A 16,733-nucleotide genomic window follows, 5' to 3' on the forward strand; every position below is an offset into this window, starting at 1 on the left:
CCGCCGACCGACATGGAGCTGCAGAGCTTCTGGAGCGTGCTGAAGAAGATCGGACAGGGCGTCCAGACCGGCCTCAACGTCGGCCACAACCTCGGCATCTTCAGCGCCGGCCCGCAGGCCGCCGCGGCTCAGCCGACCGACATGGAGCTGCAGAGCTTCTGGAGCGTGCTCAAGAAGATCGCCCAGGGTGCGCAGACCGGCCTCGATGTCGGGCACAAGCTCGGCGTCTTCAGCGCCGACCCGCAACCCGCCGCCGCGGCACAGCCGACCGACATGGAGCTGCAGAGCTTCTGGAGCGTGCTGAAGAAGATCGGACAGGGCGTGCAGACCGGCCTCAACGTCGGCCACGACCTGGGCATCTTCAGCGCCGGTCCGCAAGCCGCCGCGGCGCAGCCGACCGACATGGAGCTGCAGAGCTTCTGGAACGTGCTGCGGAAGATCAATCAGGGCGGCTATGGCGCCCCGAACTTCGGACCCGCGCCCGGCGCCTTCAGCAACGGCCAGGCCGGCACGATGCACTAGGACGACTGATCTGACGCAACGCCCCGCGACGTCAGCGTCGCGGGCGTCGAATCCGAGCGGTGGGCGCACGAAGAGTCCGTCCACCGCCGAACTGAGATGGAGGGAGCAACCCCATGGCCGATCCTGACTCACCGGAAGAATTCATCGTGCAAGGGGAGCCGGTCAAATCCGGTCAGCTTGCTGATCACCTGAGCCGCGCGCCCGACGTCAAGGACGTAAAGCGTGTCGGGCAGGTCGCGCCCGACGTTGTCATCCTCTCCATGACCAAGACCCAGGCCGATCAACTCCGATCGACTTTCCGCACCATCGTGGTGGAGCCGAACGCTTCGCTGAAACCCTTCGGCGCCGGCTGATCCAGCTGCGCGCGCGAGACGAGATGAGGATGAAGGAGTCCGCAAATGGCTGCACGAAGCAAACCTGAGCATACCGATCCGAAGAACACGGCCGGCAACGGCGCCGGAGCCCAGTCCGCAACGGACGAGCAGCCGGCAACCGAAGCAGCCGCCACGCCGCAAGCCGCAGCCTCGGCGGCAACGGCTCCGCCCGCCGCAGCACAGGGTGCGGGCCGCGGCAACAGCGCCAACGCGGCGCCGGCAGCGGATCAGCCCGCCGCAACGCTCTCGCAGCGGCGAGCGCAGTACATCCTCGCGCCGCGCCAGCAGATGGGGCTGGGAACGTTCAGCGCCGACTTCATCGTCCAGCAGCTGACCGCCAGTCCCGACATCGACGTGGTGAAGACCATCCAGCCGCCTCGGCTGCTCGACTTCCAGAGCGCCGATCCGGGACAGGCGCCGCTCGGTCCGATGGTGCTCGCCCGCATGGCGCCCGACAAGGCCGAACTGCTGAAGAGCCAGGCCGGCGCGCGGCTCGCCGTCGAGCGCGACCTGCCGCTCACCTACATGCTCGATCCCTCGGTGCCGCAGTTGCCGACGCCGCATCAATTGCCCAATCCCGGCGTGCTCGTTCCGCTGGCCGACGGCTTCTCGACGACAATCGAAGTGATCGGCGAGGGCGGTCCGTTGCCCGAGACGGAAGTCTACGTATTCGGCAGCGTGTGGCCGGTGCAGGGCGTCACCGACGGCAGCGGCCGGGTCACGCTCAGGATCCAGGGCGAAACACCCGACACGATTCGCGCGATCCTCATCAAGCCCCGTGTCGACTACTGGACGTTCTGGCTCGATCGTCCGCAACTGGTCCCGGACAGCGTCAACCGCATCGCCGCGAAGCCGCTGGGCGCCACCATCCAGGGTTTTCCGGGCCAGCAATTGCTCGGCTGGGGCCAGCGTGCGATGGGCCTCGACCGCCTGCCGCCCACCTACAACGGTGCCGGCATCAAGATCGCGATCATCGACTCCGGCACGGCGCCGACACATCGCAATCTGCACAATGTCGTTATCGGCCAGAGCATGGTCGGCGATCCCGCCGCCTGGTCCGTCGACACCATCGGGCACGGCTCGCATTGCGCCGGCATCATCGCAGGTGGTCCGGTCGGCAGCGGCGGTGGCATTCGCGGCTTCGCTCCTGCCGCGGAAATCCACGTCTGCCGGATCTTCCCCGGCGGCCGGTTCAGCGATCTCGTCTCGGCGCTCGACTACTGCATGGCGCATGACATCGACGTCGCCAACATGAGCCTGGGAGGTGGCGACCCCTCGCAGATCATCGAGGATAGGATCCTGCGTGCCAAGCAGCGCGGCATGGCCTGCATCGTCGCCGCCGGCAACTCCTCGGGACCCGTGCAGTTTCCCGGCTCGACGCCACATTGCCTGTCGGTCGCCGCGATGGGCAAGTGGGGCGAATTCCCCGACGACAGCTTCCACGCGCAGCAGGCCTTGGACGGCTTCCGCAGCAGTGACGGCTATTTCCCGGCGAAGTTCTCCTGCTTCGGCCCGGAGATCGACGTCTGCGCGCCCGGCGTCGGCATCGTGTCCTCGTTGCCGGCCGATGGCTTCGGCGCCTGGGACGGCACCTCGATGGCGACGCCGCACGTCACCGGCCTTGCCGCGTTGGTGCTGGCGCATCATCCCGACTTCAAGGGTCCGTTCGCAACCCGCGACGCGAACCGTGTCGAGCGGCTGTTCAAGATCCTGAAGGACTCATCGACCCCGCTGCAGTTCGGCGACCCGAACCGTTCGGGCGCCGGATTGCCGAACGCGATGCGCGCGCTCGGGCTGGAGAGCAGCGTGGCGGCGGCGCCCGCGGCCGATCCGTCGCTCGACGTTCTGCGCCGCCTGCTCGGACTGACGCGCGGCGAGACGCCAACGCTGGCGCCGCAGGCCCCCAATGGCAAGCTGAACGGCGCCAGTCCGGTGGCGAGGGGACCGGCGACCACGGCGGCCGAGCGGTCCAGCGCGCCCGTCGGAGACCCCAGCCCGGCGCAGATCCGCGACATGATGCACAAGGTCGGATTGCTCTAACTCTCGTGACAGGACGTCACGGGCCGTAGCCTCCCCAACTTGCACGACGGACAGTTTGCGCAGCTCATGCGCAAATGCCCGTCGTGTGATTTTGTTGGGCGTTCGGCATGTGCTCACCTGTTCGCGCCATCACATTGCACATCATGCGTGGCGCGATTACTCTTCGATGGGTCGGCATCATGACATCTGACTGGAGCCGCCCGATGATCAAAGGGAGCTGTCGCTACGGAGGCATTCGCTTCGAGGTCGACAAGGTCCGCGCGAATCGCCAGGAACGACACCGATCAGGCTCCGATCGGAAAAACGCCATGGGTGTCATCGCGCTCGCCAGGGCGCGGCGGCGTGGACCGCGTGGTCCAGGCCGGCCGGCGTTGCCCCCGCGGCATCGATGCGGTCGAGCAGAAAGCGTTTCTCATGCCGTGCCAGCCAGCGGCAACTGGAGATGAGCGCCGCACCGAACAGCACGAGCATGGTCGGAGGTGCCACGCCGACCAAACTGCTCAAGGCGGCGCTCAATCCTGAGGAAAGGAGTAGAATCAACGAGTGGACAAATATGAAGCCGATGACGAGCAGCAGCATGGAGAACCAGACAATCGTGAATGCGATGGCCAGGGGGTGCATCGAGAAGCTGCACCGTACCAACGTCCCATCTGATTGCGGGATCAACTCCGCGGAAAGAGACGTCTGGAACGAGTTGCGATACCTGTTCCTCTTGCACGCCCTGACGTGGTTTCCGCGAATTCGTCCGACGATGGGCCGCGTTCCGAACATGGCTCCGAACATGCCATGGTCCATGGCAACAGCAAGCCGCGCGCTCAATTCGTCCATCGGGCAAGGCACCAACAATTCCACAGTATCCTTCCCATAGATGCGGCGGATCGTCGACCTCGGCCAGCCGAGCAGAAATCTGTACATCGCTACTCCCCGATGATCTTGATCAGCGCCCGCTTGCGCCGGCCGCCGTCGAACTCGCCGTAGAAGATCTGCTCCCACGGGCCGAAGTCGAGCTTGCCTTGCGTGATCGCGACCACGACCTCGCGGCCCATCACCTGGCGCTTCATGTGGGCGTCGGCATTGTCCTCGCCGGTGCGGTTGTGGCGATAGAACGAGACCGGCTCGTGCGGCGCCAGCTTCTCGAGCCACTGCTCGTAGTCGTGATGATGCAGCCCGCTCTCGTCGGCATTGATGACGACGGAGGCGGTGATGTGCATGGCATTGACCAGCACCAGCGCCTCGCGCACCCCGCTCTCCTTGAGCGCCTCGGCAGCCAGCAGGCATCCGGCCCGCCAGAGCAGCCCGAGCGCAGTGACGCGAATGCTTTGCTGAGGTCGCCAGCGGGTCATGGGCGCATGGTAGGGTGGACCTTCGGAGGGAGGCAACGGCAGATGGCATGACGCAGGCGATTCAGCCGGCCGTCGTCGCTCACAAAATCCGGCCCCGCATCTCCACTCTGCGGAATGATGACGTCGCCCGACGGGCAGTTTCCGCATGCTCGCCATGCGCCAACTGCCCGTCGTGTTGGTTTGTCGCAATGTTGTCCCTTGCACCGTCGGGCAAATCAGGCGCAGATTTCCGCCCGTCCCGCCTCACAGCAAGAGGGGCGTATCGCGGTCGTCACGAACGCTGAGGTGGGATGCGGTGGGCGTGTCGGATTGCGCGTGAGTGAGCTCGCGCGGACGAACAATTCCGGCACGCACGGTCAAGTCGCGCGGTCCTGACATCCCGACGCTGATGTCAACTCACGGCGAAGCTTTCGCTTGTCGTGGGGATGGTGGCCAGAAAGCCCGGCGCACCAGGGAGAACGCGAAGCAGCCGTACAACCATCGCGCAGGGAAGGCCGGGTGTTCCGGCTCGTACCTGTGGTACCTGCCGCCTGCATTTTTTTCTGCAGGCGGGCCATGGGTGCGGCCAGCATCCGGCCTTCCCTGCGCCTCTGCGCTATCAGGAGGCGGTGAAATAAGCATAGCCCGGGCGCGCAGCTGCCGCGGGAACGGATCGTTATGCCTTCGGCTGTTTGAGATGTGTAACGCAATAAGCCAACGGCTCGCCAATATGAGTTGCGTTCTCGCGCGAGAGTCAGGGGCGGACATTTGGTCACCCAGCACTCAGCTGTCGTCCCGGCGAACGCCGGGACCCATACCGCGTGATCTATCGGTGAGACACAACTGGGAGTCATCGTCCCATGACCGCCGGTGGTTATGGGTCCCGGCGTTCGCCGGGACGACAGCGGAGAATGGCGCGGCTTCGGTGGCCCACACGCCAACGCTGGATGACGCGGGAGCCCCTACCGCCTCTCTGCGCGGCTCAACAAAAACACGCCCTGCTCGCCGAACATGTTCCAGAACCACCAGGGCATCGCGACGCGCAGCGGGCGGCCGTAACTATCAAGCGCCACCGCTCGCTCCATCTTCACGCCGATCTCGTCGCACAGCTGCACGAAATCCTTGATGGTGCAGAAATGAATGTTGGGCGTGTCGTACCAGGTGAACGGCAGATTGTCAGTGCGCGGCATGTGGCCGCCGACCAGGAGCTGCAGGCGCAGCCGCCAGAAGCCGAAATTCGGGAAGGTGACGATGGCGCGGCGGCCGATGCGCAGCAGATTTTCCAGCACGTCCTTCGGCCGGCGCGTCGCCTGCAGCGTCTGCGACAGGATCACGTAGTCGAAGGCGTCATCGGGATAGTCGACGAGATCGGTGTCGGCGTCGCCCTGCACCACCGCGAGCCCCTTGGCGACGCAATGGTTGACGCCCTCGCGCGACAGCTCGATGCCGCGGCCGTCGATGCCGCGGCTCTCCAGGAGCTGCAACAAATCACCATCGCCGCAGCCGATGTCGAGCACCTTGGAGCCGCGCTCGACCATGCCGGCGACGAGCAGATGATCCGGCCGATACGCCAGCACCTCGCCGCCAGTGAAGCCGTTCAGCGGCAGCACACCCTGCAGGCTCATGGCTCAGCTCCCCTTGGCGGCGCTGAGGCCGCGCGCCTTGCCGGCGGAATCGAGAAAGGCGCTGGCGATCTCGAAGAACTCGGGCACGTCGAGCAGGAACGCATCGTGGCCCCGATCGGTCTCGATCTCCGCGAACGACACCCGCGCACTGGAGGCGTTGAGCGCATGCACCAGCGCGCGCGATTCCGAGGTCGGAAACAGCCAGTCGCTGGTGAACGACACCACGCAGAAGCGGGTCTTGATCCCCCGGAACGCAGCGGACAGCGTGCCGTCATGGTCGCCCGCGATATCGAAATAGTCCATCGCGCGCGTCAGATAGAGATACGCGTTGGCGTCGAAGCGCTCGACGAAGGACGAGCCCTGGTAGCGCAGATAGCTCTCGACCTGGAAATCGGCGTCGAACGAGAACGTCGGCAACTCGCGGTCCTGCATGCGGCGGCCGAACTTGCGATGCAGCGCCGCGTCGGACAGATAAGTGATGTGCGCGGCCATGCGCGCCACAGCCAGCCCGCGATGCGGATGCGTGCCCTTGTCGGCGTAGCGGCCATGATCCCACTCGGGATCGGCCATGACAGCCTGGCGGCCGAGCTCGTGGAAGGCGATGTTCTGCGCCGAGTGCCGCGTCGCGCAGGCGATCGCGAGGTTGGCGAACACGCGGTCGGGATAGGCCACTGTCCATTGCAGCGCCTGCATGCCGCCCATCGAGCCGCCGACCACGGCGAACAAGGTGTCGATGCCGAGATGATCGATCAGCATCGCCTGCGCGCGGACCATGTCAGGGATGGTGATGATCGGAAAATCGAGCCCCCAGACCTTACCGGTCGCGGGGTTCAGCGAGGCCGGGCCGGTCGAGCCCATGCAGCCGCCGATCACGTTCGAGCAGATGATGAAATAGCGCGCCGGATCGAGCGGCCGTCCCGGGCCGACCAGCGTCTCCCACCAGCCCGGCTTGCCCGTCACCGGATGGCGGTTGGCGACGTGCTGGTCGCCGGTCAACGCGTGGCAGATCAGTACGGCGTTCGATTTGTCCGCGTTGAGCTCGCCATAGGTCTGGTAGGCGATCTGGAACGGCGTGAGGTCGACGCCGCAATCGAGCTTGAGCGGCTTATCGGCGCCGAACTGCGCCACCAGCGAGCTCGGATGGTCGACCTCGTGCGAGCGTTCTTCCGGCGCAACGGTGCGCAGCGCGGATGTGGATTTCGGCGTCAGGCCTGTCATGTCTCTCACCGCGGCCATTCGGCCAGGGCTCCCGAACCACGTGACATATCAGGCCATGAAAAACCCGGCCTGAACTGGGGTTCGGCCGGGATCGATAACGTCCCCGGCCTGTTTAGCGAGTTTTTTAACGTGGCTGCAAGCCGGCCGGCTCAAATGACCACGGAACAGGCAGAAACTAGTCCCGCGGGCGCTCCGCGTCAAGGCAAGCTGGGGTTGACCGATCCGGCGCCCCACGGCTGCAGACCAGCCAAGCCTAGGCAGCACAAGGTAAACTTGCTGTTGCGCGGGCCCGGCGCATCGGACAGAACGGCATTCGTTCCAGTCGGCTGCGCGCTCGCCCGCGGCCCGCGAAGAGTGACCACGCCCATGTCGAACCTGCCGCCCGCCCCGCCCTCGCTCGCCGACCTGCGCAAGGAGATCGACGCGATCGACGAGCAGGTCCATCACCTGCTGATGAACCGGGCTGACATCATCGACCGGCTGATCAAGGTCAAGAAGACCCAGGAGGTCGGCTCCGCCTTCCGCCCGGCTCGCGAGGCCGACATGATGCGCCGCCTGGTGCAGCGCCATCGCGGCATCCTGCCGCTCGACACCGTCGAGGGCATCTGGCGCGTGATCGTCTCGACCTTCACTTATGTGCAGGCGCCGTTCTCGGTGCATGCCGACGTCTCGGTCGGCGAATCCGCGATGCGCGATTCCGCCCGGTTCCATTTCGGATTCCTCGTGCCCTATGTCGCGCATTTCAGCGCCCAGGCCGCGGTGGAAGCGACGGCGCGTTCGAAGGGCGACCTCGCGCTGGTGTCCACGACCTCGGGACATGCGCCGTGGTGGATCACGCTCGAGCCAGCAGGCGCGCCGAAGATCATCGCGCGGATGCCGTTCATCGAGCGCGCCGATCACCCCGCGGCACTGCCGGTCTTTGCCGTGTCGCGCGTGGCCGACGACGCGCTGGTGCTGGAGGTCGAGACCTGGAGCATCCGCGTCTCCGGCTGGAATGCGCAGGTGTCGCGTGCGCTGTCGCCGCTCGCCGATGTCGTCGCGGTGCCCGATACCGCCTTCGACGGCGCAGCCCTGCTGGTGTCGATCGAGGCGCCGTCGAACATCGACAGCATCAAGGCGGCCCTGATCGCCGCGGGTGCCTCGGTGCGCTCGGCGGCCCTCGTCGGCGGCCATGCGAAACGCTATACGGTTCCAAGCTGAGACGCTCCGCGCCAGTGATCATCTTCCGGAGTTCATGATGTCCCGCCCCGTGCCGAACCCCGGCATATCAGACATTGCGCCCTATGCCCCGGGCAAGAGCCCGACGCCCGAGCCGGGCCGCAAGGTGTTCAAGCTGTCGGCCAATGAGACGCCGTTCGGCCCGTCACCGAAGGCGATCGAGGCGTACAAGAGCGCGGCCGGTCATCTGGAGGATTATCCCGAGGGCACCTCGCGGGTGCTGCGCGAGGCGATCGGCCGCAGCTATGGCCTCGACCCGGCGCGCATCGTCTGCGGCGCCGGCTCCGACGAAATCCTCAACCTGCTGGCGCACGCTTATCTCGGCCCGGGCGACGAGGCGATCTCGACCGCGCACGGCTTCCTGGTCTACCCGATCGCGACCATGGGCTGCGGCGCCAGGAACGTCGTCGCCGCCGAGACGGAGTATCGCACCGACGTCGATGCCATCCTCGCCGCGGTGACACCGCGCACCAAGCTGGTGTGGCTGGCCAACCCGAACAATCCGACCGGGACCTACATCCCGTTCGACGAGGTCAAACGGCTGCGCGCCGGCCTGCCCGCTCATGTTCTCCTGGTGCTCGACGCCGCCTATGCGGACTACGTCTCGCGCAACGACTACGAGTTCGGCATCGAGCTGGTGGCGACCACCGAGAACACCGTCGTCACGCATACGTTCTCGAAGATCCACGGCCTTGCCGCGCTGCGCGTCGGCTGGATGTTCGGCCCGGCCCACATCGTCGATGCCCTCAACCGCATTCGCGGGCCGTTCAATGTGTCGACGCCGGCCATGCTGGCTGCGGTCGCCGCGATCGAGGACACGGCGCATCAGCAGATGTCGAAGGCGCATACCGAGACGTGGCGCAACTGGCTGACCGAAGAGATCGGCAAGCTCGGGCTGAAGGTGACGCCGAGCGTGACCAATTTCATCCTGATCCATTTCCCGACCTCGGCAGGCCGGACGGCCGTCGACGCCGACGCGTTCCTGACCCGGCGTGGCCTCGTGCTGCGCGCGCTCGCCAACTACAAGCTGCCGAATGCCTTGCGCATGACGATCGGCACCGAGGAAGCCAACCGCCTGGTCGTCGAGGCGCTACGTGAATTCATGGGGCCGAAGTGACCGTTGCAGGAAAATTCGAACGCATCGCGCTGATCGGCTTCGGCCTGATCGGCGGCTCGATCGCCCGCGCGGCGCGGCTGCAGGGCGTGGCCGGCGAGATCGTCACGACCGCGCGTTCGGAGAAGACGCGGGCGCGCGTCGCCGAGCTCGGCATCGTTGATCAGGTCGTCGCGAGCAATGCTGAAGCCGTTCGTGATGCCGACCTCGTCATCCTCTGCATCCCCGTCGGCGCCTGCGGCCCGGTCGCAGCCGAGATCGCACCGCATCTGAAGCCCGGCGCGGTCGTCTCCGATGTCGGTTCGGTCAAGGGCGCGATCGTCCGCGACATGGCCCCACATCTGCCGGCGAACGTTCACTTCGTGCCGGCGCATCCGGTCGCGGGCACCGAGAACTCCGGTCCGGACTCCGGCTTCGCAGAGCTGTTCATCAACCGCTGGTGCATCCTGACGCCGCCGGAGGGCGTCGACACTGAGGCGATCGAGAAGCTGCGCGCGTTCTGGGCGGCGCTCGGCGCCAAGGTCGAGATCATGACTCCGGATCATCACGACCGCGTGCTCGCGATCACCAGCCACCTGCCGCATCTGATCGCCTACACCATCGTCGGCACCGCCGACGAGCTGGCGCAGGTCACCGAGTCCGAAGTGATCAAGTTCTCCGCCGGCGGCTTCCGCGATTTCACCCGTATCGCCGCGTCCGATCCGACGATGTGGCGCGACATCTTCCTGAGCAACAAGGATGCCGTGCTCGACATGCTCGGCACCTTCACCGAGGACCTCTCGAAGCTGACGCGGGCGATCCGGCGCGGCGATGGCGAGGCGTTGTTCGATCACTTCACGCGCACGCGCGCGATCCGCCGCGGCATCGTCGACATCGGCCAGGATTCGGCGGCGCCGGATTTCGGTCGGCCGCTGCCGCAGTTGAAGAAGCCCTGAGGTCAGAACAGCGGAGGGACGCGGGCGACCTTGAACGGACCGAGCACGACGACGCCATCGGAGAAGCGCAGCGGGAAGGTCCGCGCCTTGCGTCCTTCCAGCGTCGTCTCCTTGCCGAGCGCGTTGATGCCGATCGCTACGCCGACATTGGCGTTCTGCTTGACGACCTTGCCGAGGCTGGGAATGGCGCGGTCGAGCGCGCCGAGCAGATTGTTGACGTCCTGCGACTTCACACCCGGCGCCACGCGATCGAGCGTCCCCTGCGGCACGCCGTTCTCGAGCATCTTGTCGAGGCCGAGCGCCGGAATGACCTTTTCGATTCCGGCCACCGTCATCTGCACCTTGCCCTCGATGCCGCCGTTGGCCGTCAGGCCGAGCGTGCCGGCGGCGAGCGCCAGCAACTCACCTTGCTGGATGCGCGCCTGGACGATTTCGACATGACCGCCCGCCGCCTGAATCTCGCGAAAGCGCTCCGGCCAGGGTTTGGGGCGGAAGTCCTTCAGCCCGGTGACCCGGGCCTGGATATCGGTATTGAACGGCTCTGCGAGCAGCGGATGACTGCCCTGGATGCTGCCGCCGTCGATCTGCAGCGACGTCTCCAGCAACGGGTGGTCCGACGCCGTGCCCTCGGCAATACGTCCGTGCAATTCGGCGTGATCGGCCCGCGCGGCCGGCACGGGAGCGCCGCCGTCGATCCGGTCGATGGTCGGCTGCTCGAACACGAGGTCCGCGCGCTGCGGCGGCCCGGGCAGCCCGCGCACGCTCGCCTGGCCGACGCGCCAGTTGGCGGTGAAAGCGGCGGGGCTGCGTCCATCGGCGATCGTCGCCGGCCCCTTGAACTCGGCGATGATCCGCTTCGGATCCCACACCTGCGCGACGACCAGGATCTCGTCGAGCTTGGCGTTCATCAGCGGCGTGCCGGCGGCCTGCGAGAACAGCGCCACGGTCGGATCGGCGCAGCGGACCTCGAGCCGGAACGGGAAGCCGCCGACCGAGCGCTGGGCGCAATCATAGACGCGGCCGGACTTCGCCTCGCGCGCGCGCCAGGCGTCGGCCTGGACATCCACCTGCGAAGCGGCAAAGAACCAGAACGCGCTCCACCCGACCGCCGCGATCAGCAGCAGGACTGGAGCGATCAACAGCCCTACGAGGGAGCGCCTGCGGGGCGCTTGCGGCGAACGAGACATGCAGGACACCCTTTGGGCAGCAAATTTGGCGATTCCGCGATCACGGATTGTGTATGTAAGTTACGATTTCGCGATCGCCACCCTTAGGCTTCCTCTCGGATGTCCGCAATGACCCTCTCTGAACGCGAGCTTCCGCACGGCGACCTCTGGGTGTTCGGCTACGGCTCGCTGATGTGGCGCCCGGGTTTCGACTTTCTCGAGCAGGTGCCGGCGCGACTGATCGGCGAGCACCGCGCGCTGTGTGTGTACTCCTTCGTCCACCGCGGCACGCCGGAAAAGCCGGGCCTCGTGCTCGGCCTCGACCGCGGCGGCGCGTGTCGCGGGATCGCGTTCCGGGTGGCCGAAGACAAGCGCGAGGCGACCATCGCATACTTGCGCGCGCGCGAGCAGGTGACCTCGGTGTATCGCGAGGTGCGACGTTCGGTCTGGCTGGAAAACGACGCGCGCGAGCGGGTGAGCGCGCTCGTCTACGTCGTCGACCGCGGGCACGTGCAATATGCCGGGCGGTTGTCGTTGCACGAGCAGTTGCGTCACGTGCGCCAGGGCCACGGCCAATCCGGCGCCAACTGCGACTACGTGATCTCGACCGTCAAGGCGATCGAGGCGCAGGGTTTTCGCGATGCGCAGCTGCATCGGCTGGCGACGATGCTGCATGACGACGGTCACGCGCTGCCTCAGCCGGGAGGAACATGACTCGTTCACCCCTCGGCCGTCGCCGGTCGACGACTGAACAGCTTCGCCTGCTCGGCCTGCCCTGCCGATACGAGGCGATTGGTCGCATCCTCGATCGTGCGCTCGATCCGCGTCATGAATTCAGCGCGCGGCAGCCCGGGCGGCAGCGGGTCGAGAAACTCGACGACGAGCGTGCCGGGATAGCGAAGAAAGGTTCGCCGCGGCCAGAACAGCCCCGAATTCAGCGCCACCGGAAGGCACGGCACGCCGCAATCGGCATAGATCAAGCCGACACCGCCCTTGTAGTCCGGCGGTGCGCCGGGAGCGCGACGCGTTCCTTCCGGGAAGATCACGAACTGCCGGCCGTGCTTCACCTCTTCCGCAGCCCGCTGCATCACCTGCTTCAGCGCACGCGCGCCGGAGCTGCGGTCGATCGCAACCATGTTTGCCTTCAGCAGGTACTGCCCGAACACGGGAATGCGCAGCAGCTCGCGCTTCAGGACGAAGAACGGCGCGTCGAAGAAGTGCAGCAGCGAGATCGTCTCCCACATCGACTGGTGCTTGGCGGCGACGATCAGCGGACCCTTGGGGATCTTCTCGGCGCCGCGATACTCGACCCTGATGTTGCAGACCAGGCGCATCAGCACGATGTTGCTCTGCGCCCACCAGTTCGCGACGCGCAGCACGGCCCTGCGCGGCATGAACAAGGTCGGCAGAGCGACCAGCGCCCAGAACACGAAGTTCGGATAGAACAGGATGTTGAACAGCAGCGAGCGCAGGAAGATCGAAACCATCAGGGACCCAGTTCAATTGGCTTGCGCCGTCGCAGGACGCCGCGACACCGAGCCGGTCGGCGGCTCGACTTCGGGCACAAGGTCGAGGCCGAGATCGGCCAGGCGCAGCCGCGCCTCGGCGGCAACATATTTGGCATATTCGGACAGCAGAAGCCGCAGCGTCGGACCGCTGGTCCACCACGGCTCGTCGCGCCATTTTTCGCCGACGACGGCATAGGGAATGAGATCCATGCTCGGCATCGCGTGCGAGAGCTCCACGATGGCGCGGGGCATGTGATAGTTCGAGGTGACCACGATCAGCGACTTGAAGCCGCGCTCGGCGGCCCAGCGCCGCGCCTGTGCCGCATTGCTGCGGGTGTTGATCGCCGAATAGTCCAGGTCGACGCAGCAGTTGATGAACGAGCGCGCCTCCGGCAGCGAGCGGGTGATGTCGTTGGCGTCGTTGGTCGGATGCACGCCGGAGATCAACAGTCTGCGCCCATAGCCGCCCGCGAGCAGCTCGACGGCGTCCGACACGCGCGACGAACCTCCGGTCAAGACCACGATTCCGTCAGCCTTGCGCTCGGGCTTGATCTCGGCGCCGCGCAATTGCGACAGGAAGCCGACGAAGCCGACGGCCGCGACGAAGAAGCCGACCGCGAGCAGCGCCACGATGGCCGCGAGCGTCCGTCCCACCACAAGGGTGAGCGGCAGCTTGCGCCTGCTATCGTCGGTCTCCGGCCCCATGCAACGCCTGGCGATTCCTTGCCTGCCTGCGCGCGGCGCCTCGCCGTCGCGCGCTCCCGTCCTTCAAGTCCGGGAACGCTGGCGGGTTTCGCCGGCATCCCGATCACGATCGGTCGCCGCCGATCCTGGCGCGCGACCTCCATCGTGTTCGTGACCCAGCTCACCCCTGGCCTGCCTTGCCCCGACGCGAATGATTTTAGGCGCTTTTCGGGCCAAGTGGAATCGGCACTGTGGCGCCTGGGGACAGCGGCCTCCGTCAATCGATGCTCGCCAGGGTCGCGAACAGGGTGCGGCGCGCCGCCCAGCCGGTCACGGCGGCGATCACAATCGCCTGCAGCGCGATCGCGATGTAGCCGAGCGGGCGCAGCGAGAACGTGCCCAGAAGGGCCGCGAACTGATCTCCCACCGGCGTACCGGAGAACCAGTTGGCGATCGACTCCGAAAAGCCAAAGCCGAGCATCGCCAGCCCGCCGCCGATCACGCCGCCTTCGAGCCCGAGCTGCAGGAAGTGCCGCAGGAAGTGATTGGCGATGTAGCGATCGCCGGCGCCGACGAAATGCAGCACCTCGACGATGGGCCGGTTGGAAGCCATCGCACCGCGCGTCGCGAACGAGACCGAGATGATGGTCGCCGCGATCACCAGCACGAGAATGCCGAAACCGGCGAACAGGGTCGCGCCGGTCATCGAGCGCATGCGCTCGATCCAGGCGCGGTGGTCGTCGACGCTGGCGGTAGGCGCCACCTGCGTGACCCGATTGCGCAGCGCGTTCAGATCGAGGCTAGTGCCCGGCTGCACGCGCGCGATGATGACGCGCGGCACCGGCAGCTCATCAAAAGAGAGGCCGCTGCCGAGCCACGGCTCCAGCAGCTTGCTCGACTCGTCCTTGGTGAACGGCCGCACCTCGACGAACCCGGACTGCGCCCGCATCGCCTCGGTCACGAGGGCGACGTCGCGCTCGAGATCGCGTCCGGTCTTGGGCCGAACCTGCACCGTGATTTCGCTCGCCACTTCCGACTGCCATTCGGCGGCGGATTCGCTGACCAGCAGCACGCCGCCGGTGGTGATGGAGGCCAGGAAGGTCATGATCGCCACCACCGCGACCAGCGCGCGGCCGGCGATCGACGCCCGCGGCACGATCGGTGACACGATCCGGGCCTGCGCCGGCAGTTGCGGGCGGTCATCGCCCAGATCGACCAAAAGGCCGCGCTCGTCCACGCTACTCATAGATGTGCAGCCGTCCCTGATGCAGCACCAGCCGGCGGGCCTCGTATTGGTCCATCAGCGTGATGTCATGGGTTGCGATGATCACCGCCGTACCCGAGCGATTGAGCTCGATGAAAAGGCGCAGCAGGCGGCGGCCCAGCGTCGGATCGACATTGCCGGTCGGCTCGTCGGCCAGCAGCAGTTGCGGCCGCGAGATGACGGCGCGCGCAATCGCTGCGCGCTGCTTCTCGCCGCCCGACAGGATCGGCGGCAGCGCGTCCATGCGGTCGCCCAGGCCGACCCATTTCAGCAGGTCGATCACCTCCTTGCGGTAGCTCGACTCGTCGCGTCCCATGACGCGGAACGGCAATGCCACGTTTTCATAGGTGGTCATGTGGTCGAGCAAACGAAAGTCCTGCAGCACGATGCCGATCCGCTTGCGCAAATCTGCGATCTCGTCCTTGCTGAGCAGCGAAATGTCGTAGCCGAACAGATTGACCAGGCCGCGGGTCGGGCGCAGCGACAGGAACAACAGTTTCAGCAACGAGGTCTTGCCGGCGCCCGAAGGGCCGGTGAGAAACTGGAAGGAATGCGCCGGAATCTGGAACGTGAGGTCGCGGAGGATCTCCGGCCCCAGTCCATAGCGCAACCCGACATTTTCGAACCGAACCAAAGCCTCAGCTCCGTTCGACAGCGTGCGTGCGCAATCCGCACGCGACAAGCCCGATGGTACGATAGCCCCATTGAGCGCTCGTTATGGTTTCCGGTTCGTTAATGGTTGCCATGTACCAATGGCATGATTGAGTTCTGACGGTCGTCAACATGGCGGTGCTTGTAGCACGAACTGTCGGAAACAAAGCGGCAATGGCCGTCGGAGATCAGGCGCGATGTTCATCGTTTGCCCCCATTGTGCGACATCCTATGCGATTGACCTGGCAACCCTGGGCATGGCGGGCCGCAGTGTGCGCTGTTCCCGTTGCAAGGAGGTCTGGCTGGCGCGTCCGGAGGATGCGGTCGAGGCGCCAGCGCCCATGCCCGCCATGGCCGAAGCCGGCGGCGCGCCCGCGCCGCGCGACGCTGCGGACGAATGGGAGGCCCTGGCCCGCGAGGAGCCGGACGAGCAGCCGCCGGAGGTGGAAAGCCCGTCCATCGCCGCCGGGTGGCCTGAAGATGCGGTCGCCGAGGAGCCGGGCGATGCCGCTCCCGATGCCGAGCAGCCAGCCCAAAGCAGGCTGGCGCGCCTCGCCGGCCTCGGCCGGCTGATCAAGCGACCGGCTCTGCCGGATTTCCCGGGCAAGAAGGTGTTCAACCTGCCGGCGCTGACCGTCGCAATGGCCGCACTCACCATCGCGCTCGGGGTCTGGCGGGCCGACGTGGTCCGGCTCATGCCGCAGACCGCGTCGTTCTACAAAATAGTCGGGCTCGAGGTGAATCTGCGCGGCGTGGCGTTCAAAGACGTGAAGGTGGCGACCGAGACGGTCGACGGCAAGCCGGTGCTGGTGATCGAAGGCACGATCGTCAGCACCACGAAGAAGGCGGTCGACCTGCCCCGGCTGCGCTTCAGCGTGCGCGACGCGCAGGGGACCGAGATCTACGCCTGGAACACGCTGCTGGAGCAGACCGCGCTGAAGCCTGGCGAGCGAACAACGTTCAAGTCTCGCCTCGCCTCGCCCCCTCCCGAAGGGCGCAATATCGATATACGATTCTTCAACCGGCGCGATCTCGCCGCCGGCAATGCCTGATGGTTCCGGTCTCGTGGGTCTCCCGCGGGGCTCACGATAC

17 protein-coding genes and 1 riboswitch are annotated in these 16,733 nt (G+C 66.4%); of the genes, 8 read left to right on the forward strand and 9 right to left on the reverse strand.

Annotation, left to right across the window (positions count from 1 at the left end; all coding sequences use genetic code 11):
* From ACQR07_RS36465 to ACQR07_RS36475, 3 genes are all read left to right on the forward strand, one after another.
* The coding region (locus ACQR07_RS36465) for a hypothetical protein (protein WP_434906872.1) at positions 1–522 on the forward strand (522 nt) is incomplete at its 5' end.
* Between the two features lie 113 nt (positions 523–635).
* Positions 636–875 (forward strand): hypothetical protein, encoded by a 240-nt coding sequence (locus ACQR07_RS36470; RefSeq protein ID WP_434906873.1) that lies wholly within the window; start codon positions 636–638, stop codon positions 873–875.
* 45 nt (positions 876–920) lie between these two features.
* On the forward strand, positions 921–2,936 hold the full coding sequence (locus tag ACQR07_RS36475) for a S8 family serine peptidase (RefSeq protein WP_434906874.1): 2,016 nt from the start codon (positions 921–923) through the stop codon (positions 2,934–2,936).
* Between the two features lie 315 nt (positions 2,937–3,251).
* Here the strand turns inward: ACQR07_RS36475 and ACQR07_RS36480 are convergent, their stop codons facing one another.
* The 4 genes from ACQR07_RS36480 to metX form a co-directional block, all read right to left on the reverse strand.
* Positions 3,252–3,851 (reverse strand): hypothetical protein, encoded by a 600-nt coding sequence (locus ACQR07_RS36480; protein WP_434906875.1) that lies wholly within the window; start codon positions 3,849–3,851, stop codon positions 3,252–3,254.
* A gap of 2 nt (positions 3,852–3,853) precedes the next feature.
* Positions 3,854–4,279, reverse strand: coding sequence for a secondary thiamine-phosphate synthase enzyme YjbQ (locus tag ACQR07_RS36485; protein WP_434906876.1), 426 nt, complete (start codon positions 4,277–4,279; stop codon positions 3,854–3,856).
* Positions 4,280–5,220: 941 nt separating this feature from the next.
* Complete coding sequence (gene metW / locus ACQR07_RS36490) at positions 5,221–5,883, reverse strand: methionine biosynthesis protein MetW (protein ID WP_434906877.1); 663 nt, start codon at positions 5,881–5,883, stop codon at positions 5,221–5,223.
* A gap of 3 nt (positions 5,884–5,886) precedes the next feature.
* Positions 5,887–7,101, reverse strand: a complete 1,215-nt coding sequence (gene metX / locus ACQR07_RS36495; protein WP_434906878.1) for a homoserine O-acetyltransferase MetX — start codon at positions 7,099–7,101, stop codon at positions 5,887–5,889.
* Positions 7,102–7,192: 91 nt separating this feature from the next.
* A riboswitch (SAM riboswitch) is annotated at positions 7,193–7,272 on the reverse strand.
* A gap of 195 nt (positions 7,273–7,467) precedes the next feature.
* Here metX and ACQR07_RS36500 point away from each other — a divergent pair.
* Genes ACQR07_RS36500 through ACQR07_RS36510 form a run of 3 tightly spaced genes read left to right on the forward strand, consistent with a single transcriptional unit; the run spans position 7,468 to position 10,368 of the window.
* Positions 7,468–8,301, forward strand: coding sequence for a chorismate mutase (locus ACQR07_RS36500; protein WP_434906879.1), 834 nt, complete (start codon positions 7,468–7,470; stop codon positions 8,299–8,301).
* Positions 8,302–8,338: 37 nt separating this feature from the next.
* Entirely contained in the window at positions 8,339–9,436 is a 1,098-nt protein-coding gene (gene hisC, locus ACQR07_RS36505; protein WP_434906880.1) for a histidinol-phosphate transaminase, read from the forward strand.
* Positions 9,433–10,368 (forward strand): prephenate/arogenate dehydrogenase family protein, encoded by a 936-nt coding sequence (locus tag ACQR07_RS36510; protein ID WP_434906881.1) that lies wholly within the window; start codon positions 9,433–9,435, stop codon positions 10,366–10,368. The genes hisC and ACQR07_RS36510 overlap by 4 nt, the downstream gene beginning before the upstream one ends.
* 2 nt (positions 10,369–10,370) lie before the next feature.
* On the opposite strand, the gene ACQR07_RS36515 is transcribed toward ACQR07_RS36510, so the two are convergent.
* Positions 10,371–11,555: a DUF2125 domain-containing protein gene (locus ACQR07_RS36515; protein ID WP_434906882.1), complete on the reverse strand. Its 1,185-nt coding sequence runs from the start codon at positions 11,553–11,555 to the stop codon at positions 10,371–10,373.
* A 99-nt stretch (positions 11,556–11,654) separates the two neighbouring features.
* Here ACQR07_RS36515 and ACQR07_RS36520 point away from each other — a divergent pair, with 99 nt between their 5' ends.
* Positions 11,655–12,248, forward strand: coding sequence for a gamma-glutamylcyclotransferase (locus ACQR07_RS36520; protein ID WP_434906883.1), 594 nt, complete (start codon positions 11,655–11,657; stop codon positions 12,246–12,248).
* A gap of 5 nt (positions 12,249–12,253) precedes the next feature.
* On the opposite strand, the gene ACQR07_RS36525 is transcribed toward ACQR07_RS36520, so the two are convergent.
* The 4 genes from ACQR07_RS36525 to ftsE all read right to left on the reverse strand — a co-directional run bounded on the left by ACQR07_RS36525 (position 12,254) and on the right by ftsE (position 15,624).
* On the reverse strand, positions 12,254–13,021 hold the full coding sequence (locus tag ACQR07_RS36525) for a lysophospholipid acyltransferase family protein (RefSeq protein ID WP_434906884.1): 768 nt from the start codon (positions 13,019–13,021) through the stop codon (positions 12,254–12,256).
* Positions 13,022–13,033: 12 nt separating this feature from the next.
* A complete protein-coding gene (locus ACQR07_RS36530; protein ID WP_434906885.1) occupies positions 13,034–13,747 on the reverse strand; it encodes a YdcF family protein in 714 nt (237 codons plus the stop codon).
* Positions 13,748–14,003: 256 nt separating this feature from the next.
* Entirely contained in the window at positions 14,004–14,972 is a 969-nt protein-coding gene (locus ACQR07_RS36535) for a cell division protein FtsX (RefSeq protein WP_434906886.1), read from the reverse strand.
* Positions 14,965–15,624 (reverse strand): cell division ATP-binding protein FtsE, encoded by a 660-nt coding sequence (gene ftsE / locus ACQR07_RS36540; RefSeq protein WP_434870798.1) that lies wholly within the window; start codon positions 15,622–15,624, stop codon positions 14,965–14,967. Before ftsE ends, ACQR07_RS36535 begins: the two co-directional genes overlap by 8 nt.
* A gap of 214 nt (positions 15,625–15,838) precedes the next feature.
* Between ftsE and ACQR07_RS36545 the strand changes: the two genes are divergently transcribed.
* Positions 15,839–16,693, forward strand: a complete 855-nt coding sequence (locus tag ACQR07_RS36545) for an MJ0042-type zinc finger domain-containing protein (protein ID WP_434906887.1) — start codon at positions 15,839–15,841, stop codon at positions 16,691–16,693.
* Positions 16,694–16,733 lie beyond the last annotated feature (40 nt).

The organism is Bradyrhizobium sp. HKCCYLS20291, from assembly GCF_051167715.1.
GTDB lineage: Bacteria > Pseudomonadota > Alphaproteobacteria > Rhizobiales > Xanthobacteraceae > Bradyrhizobium.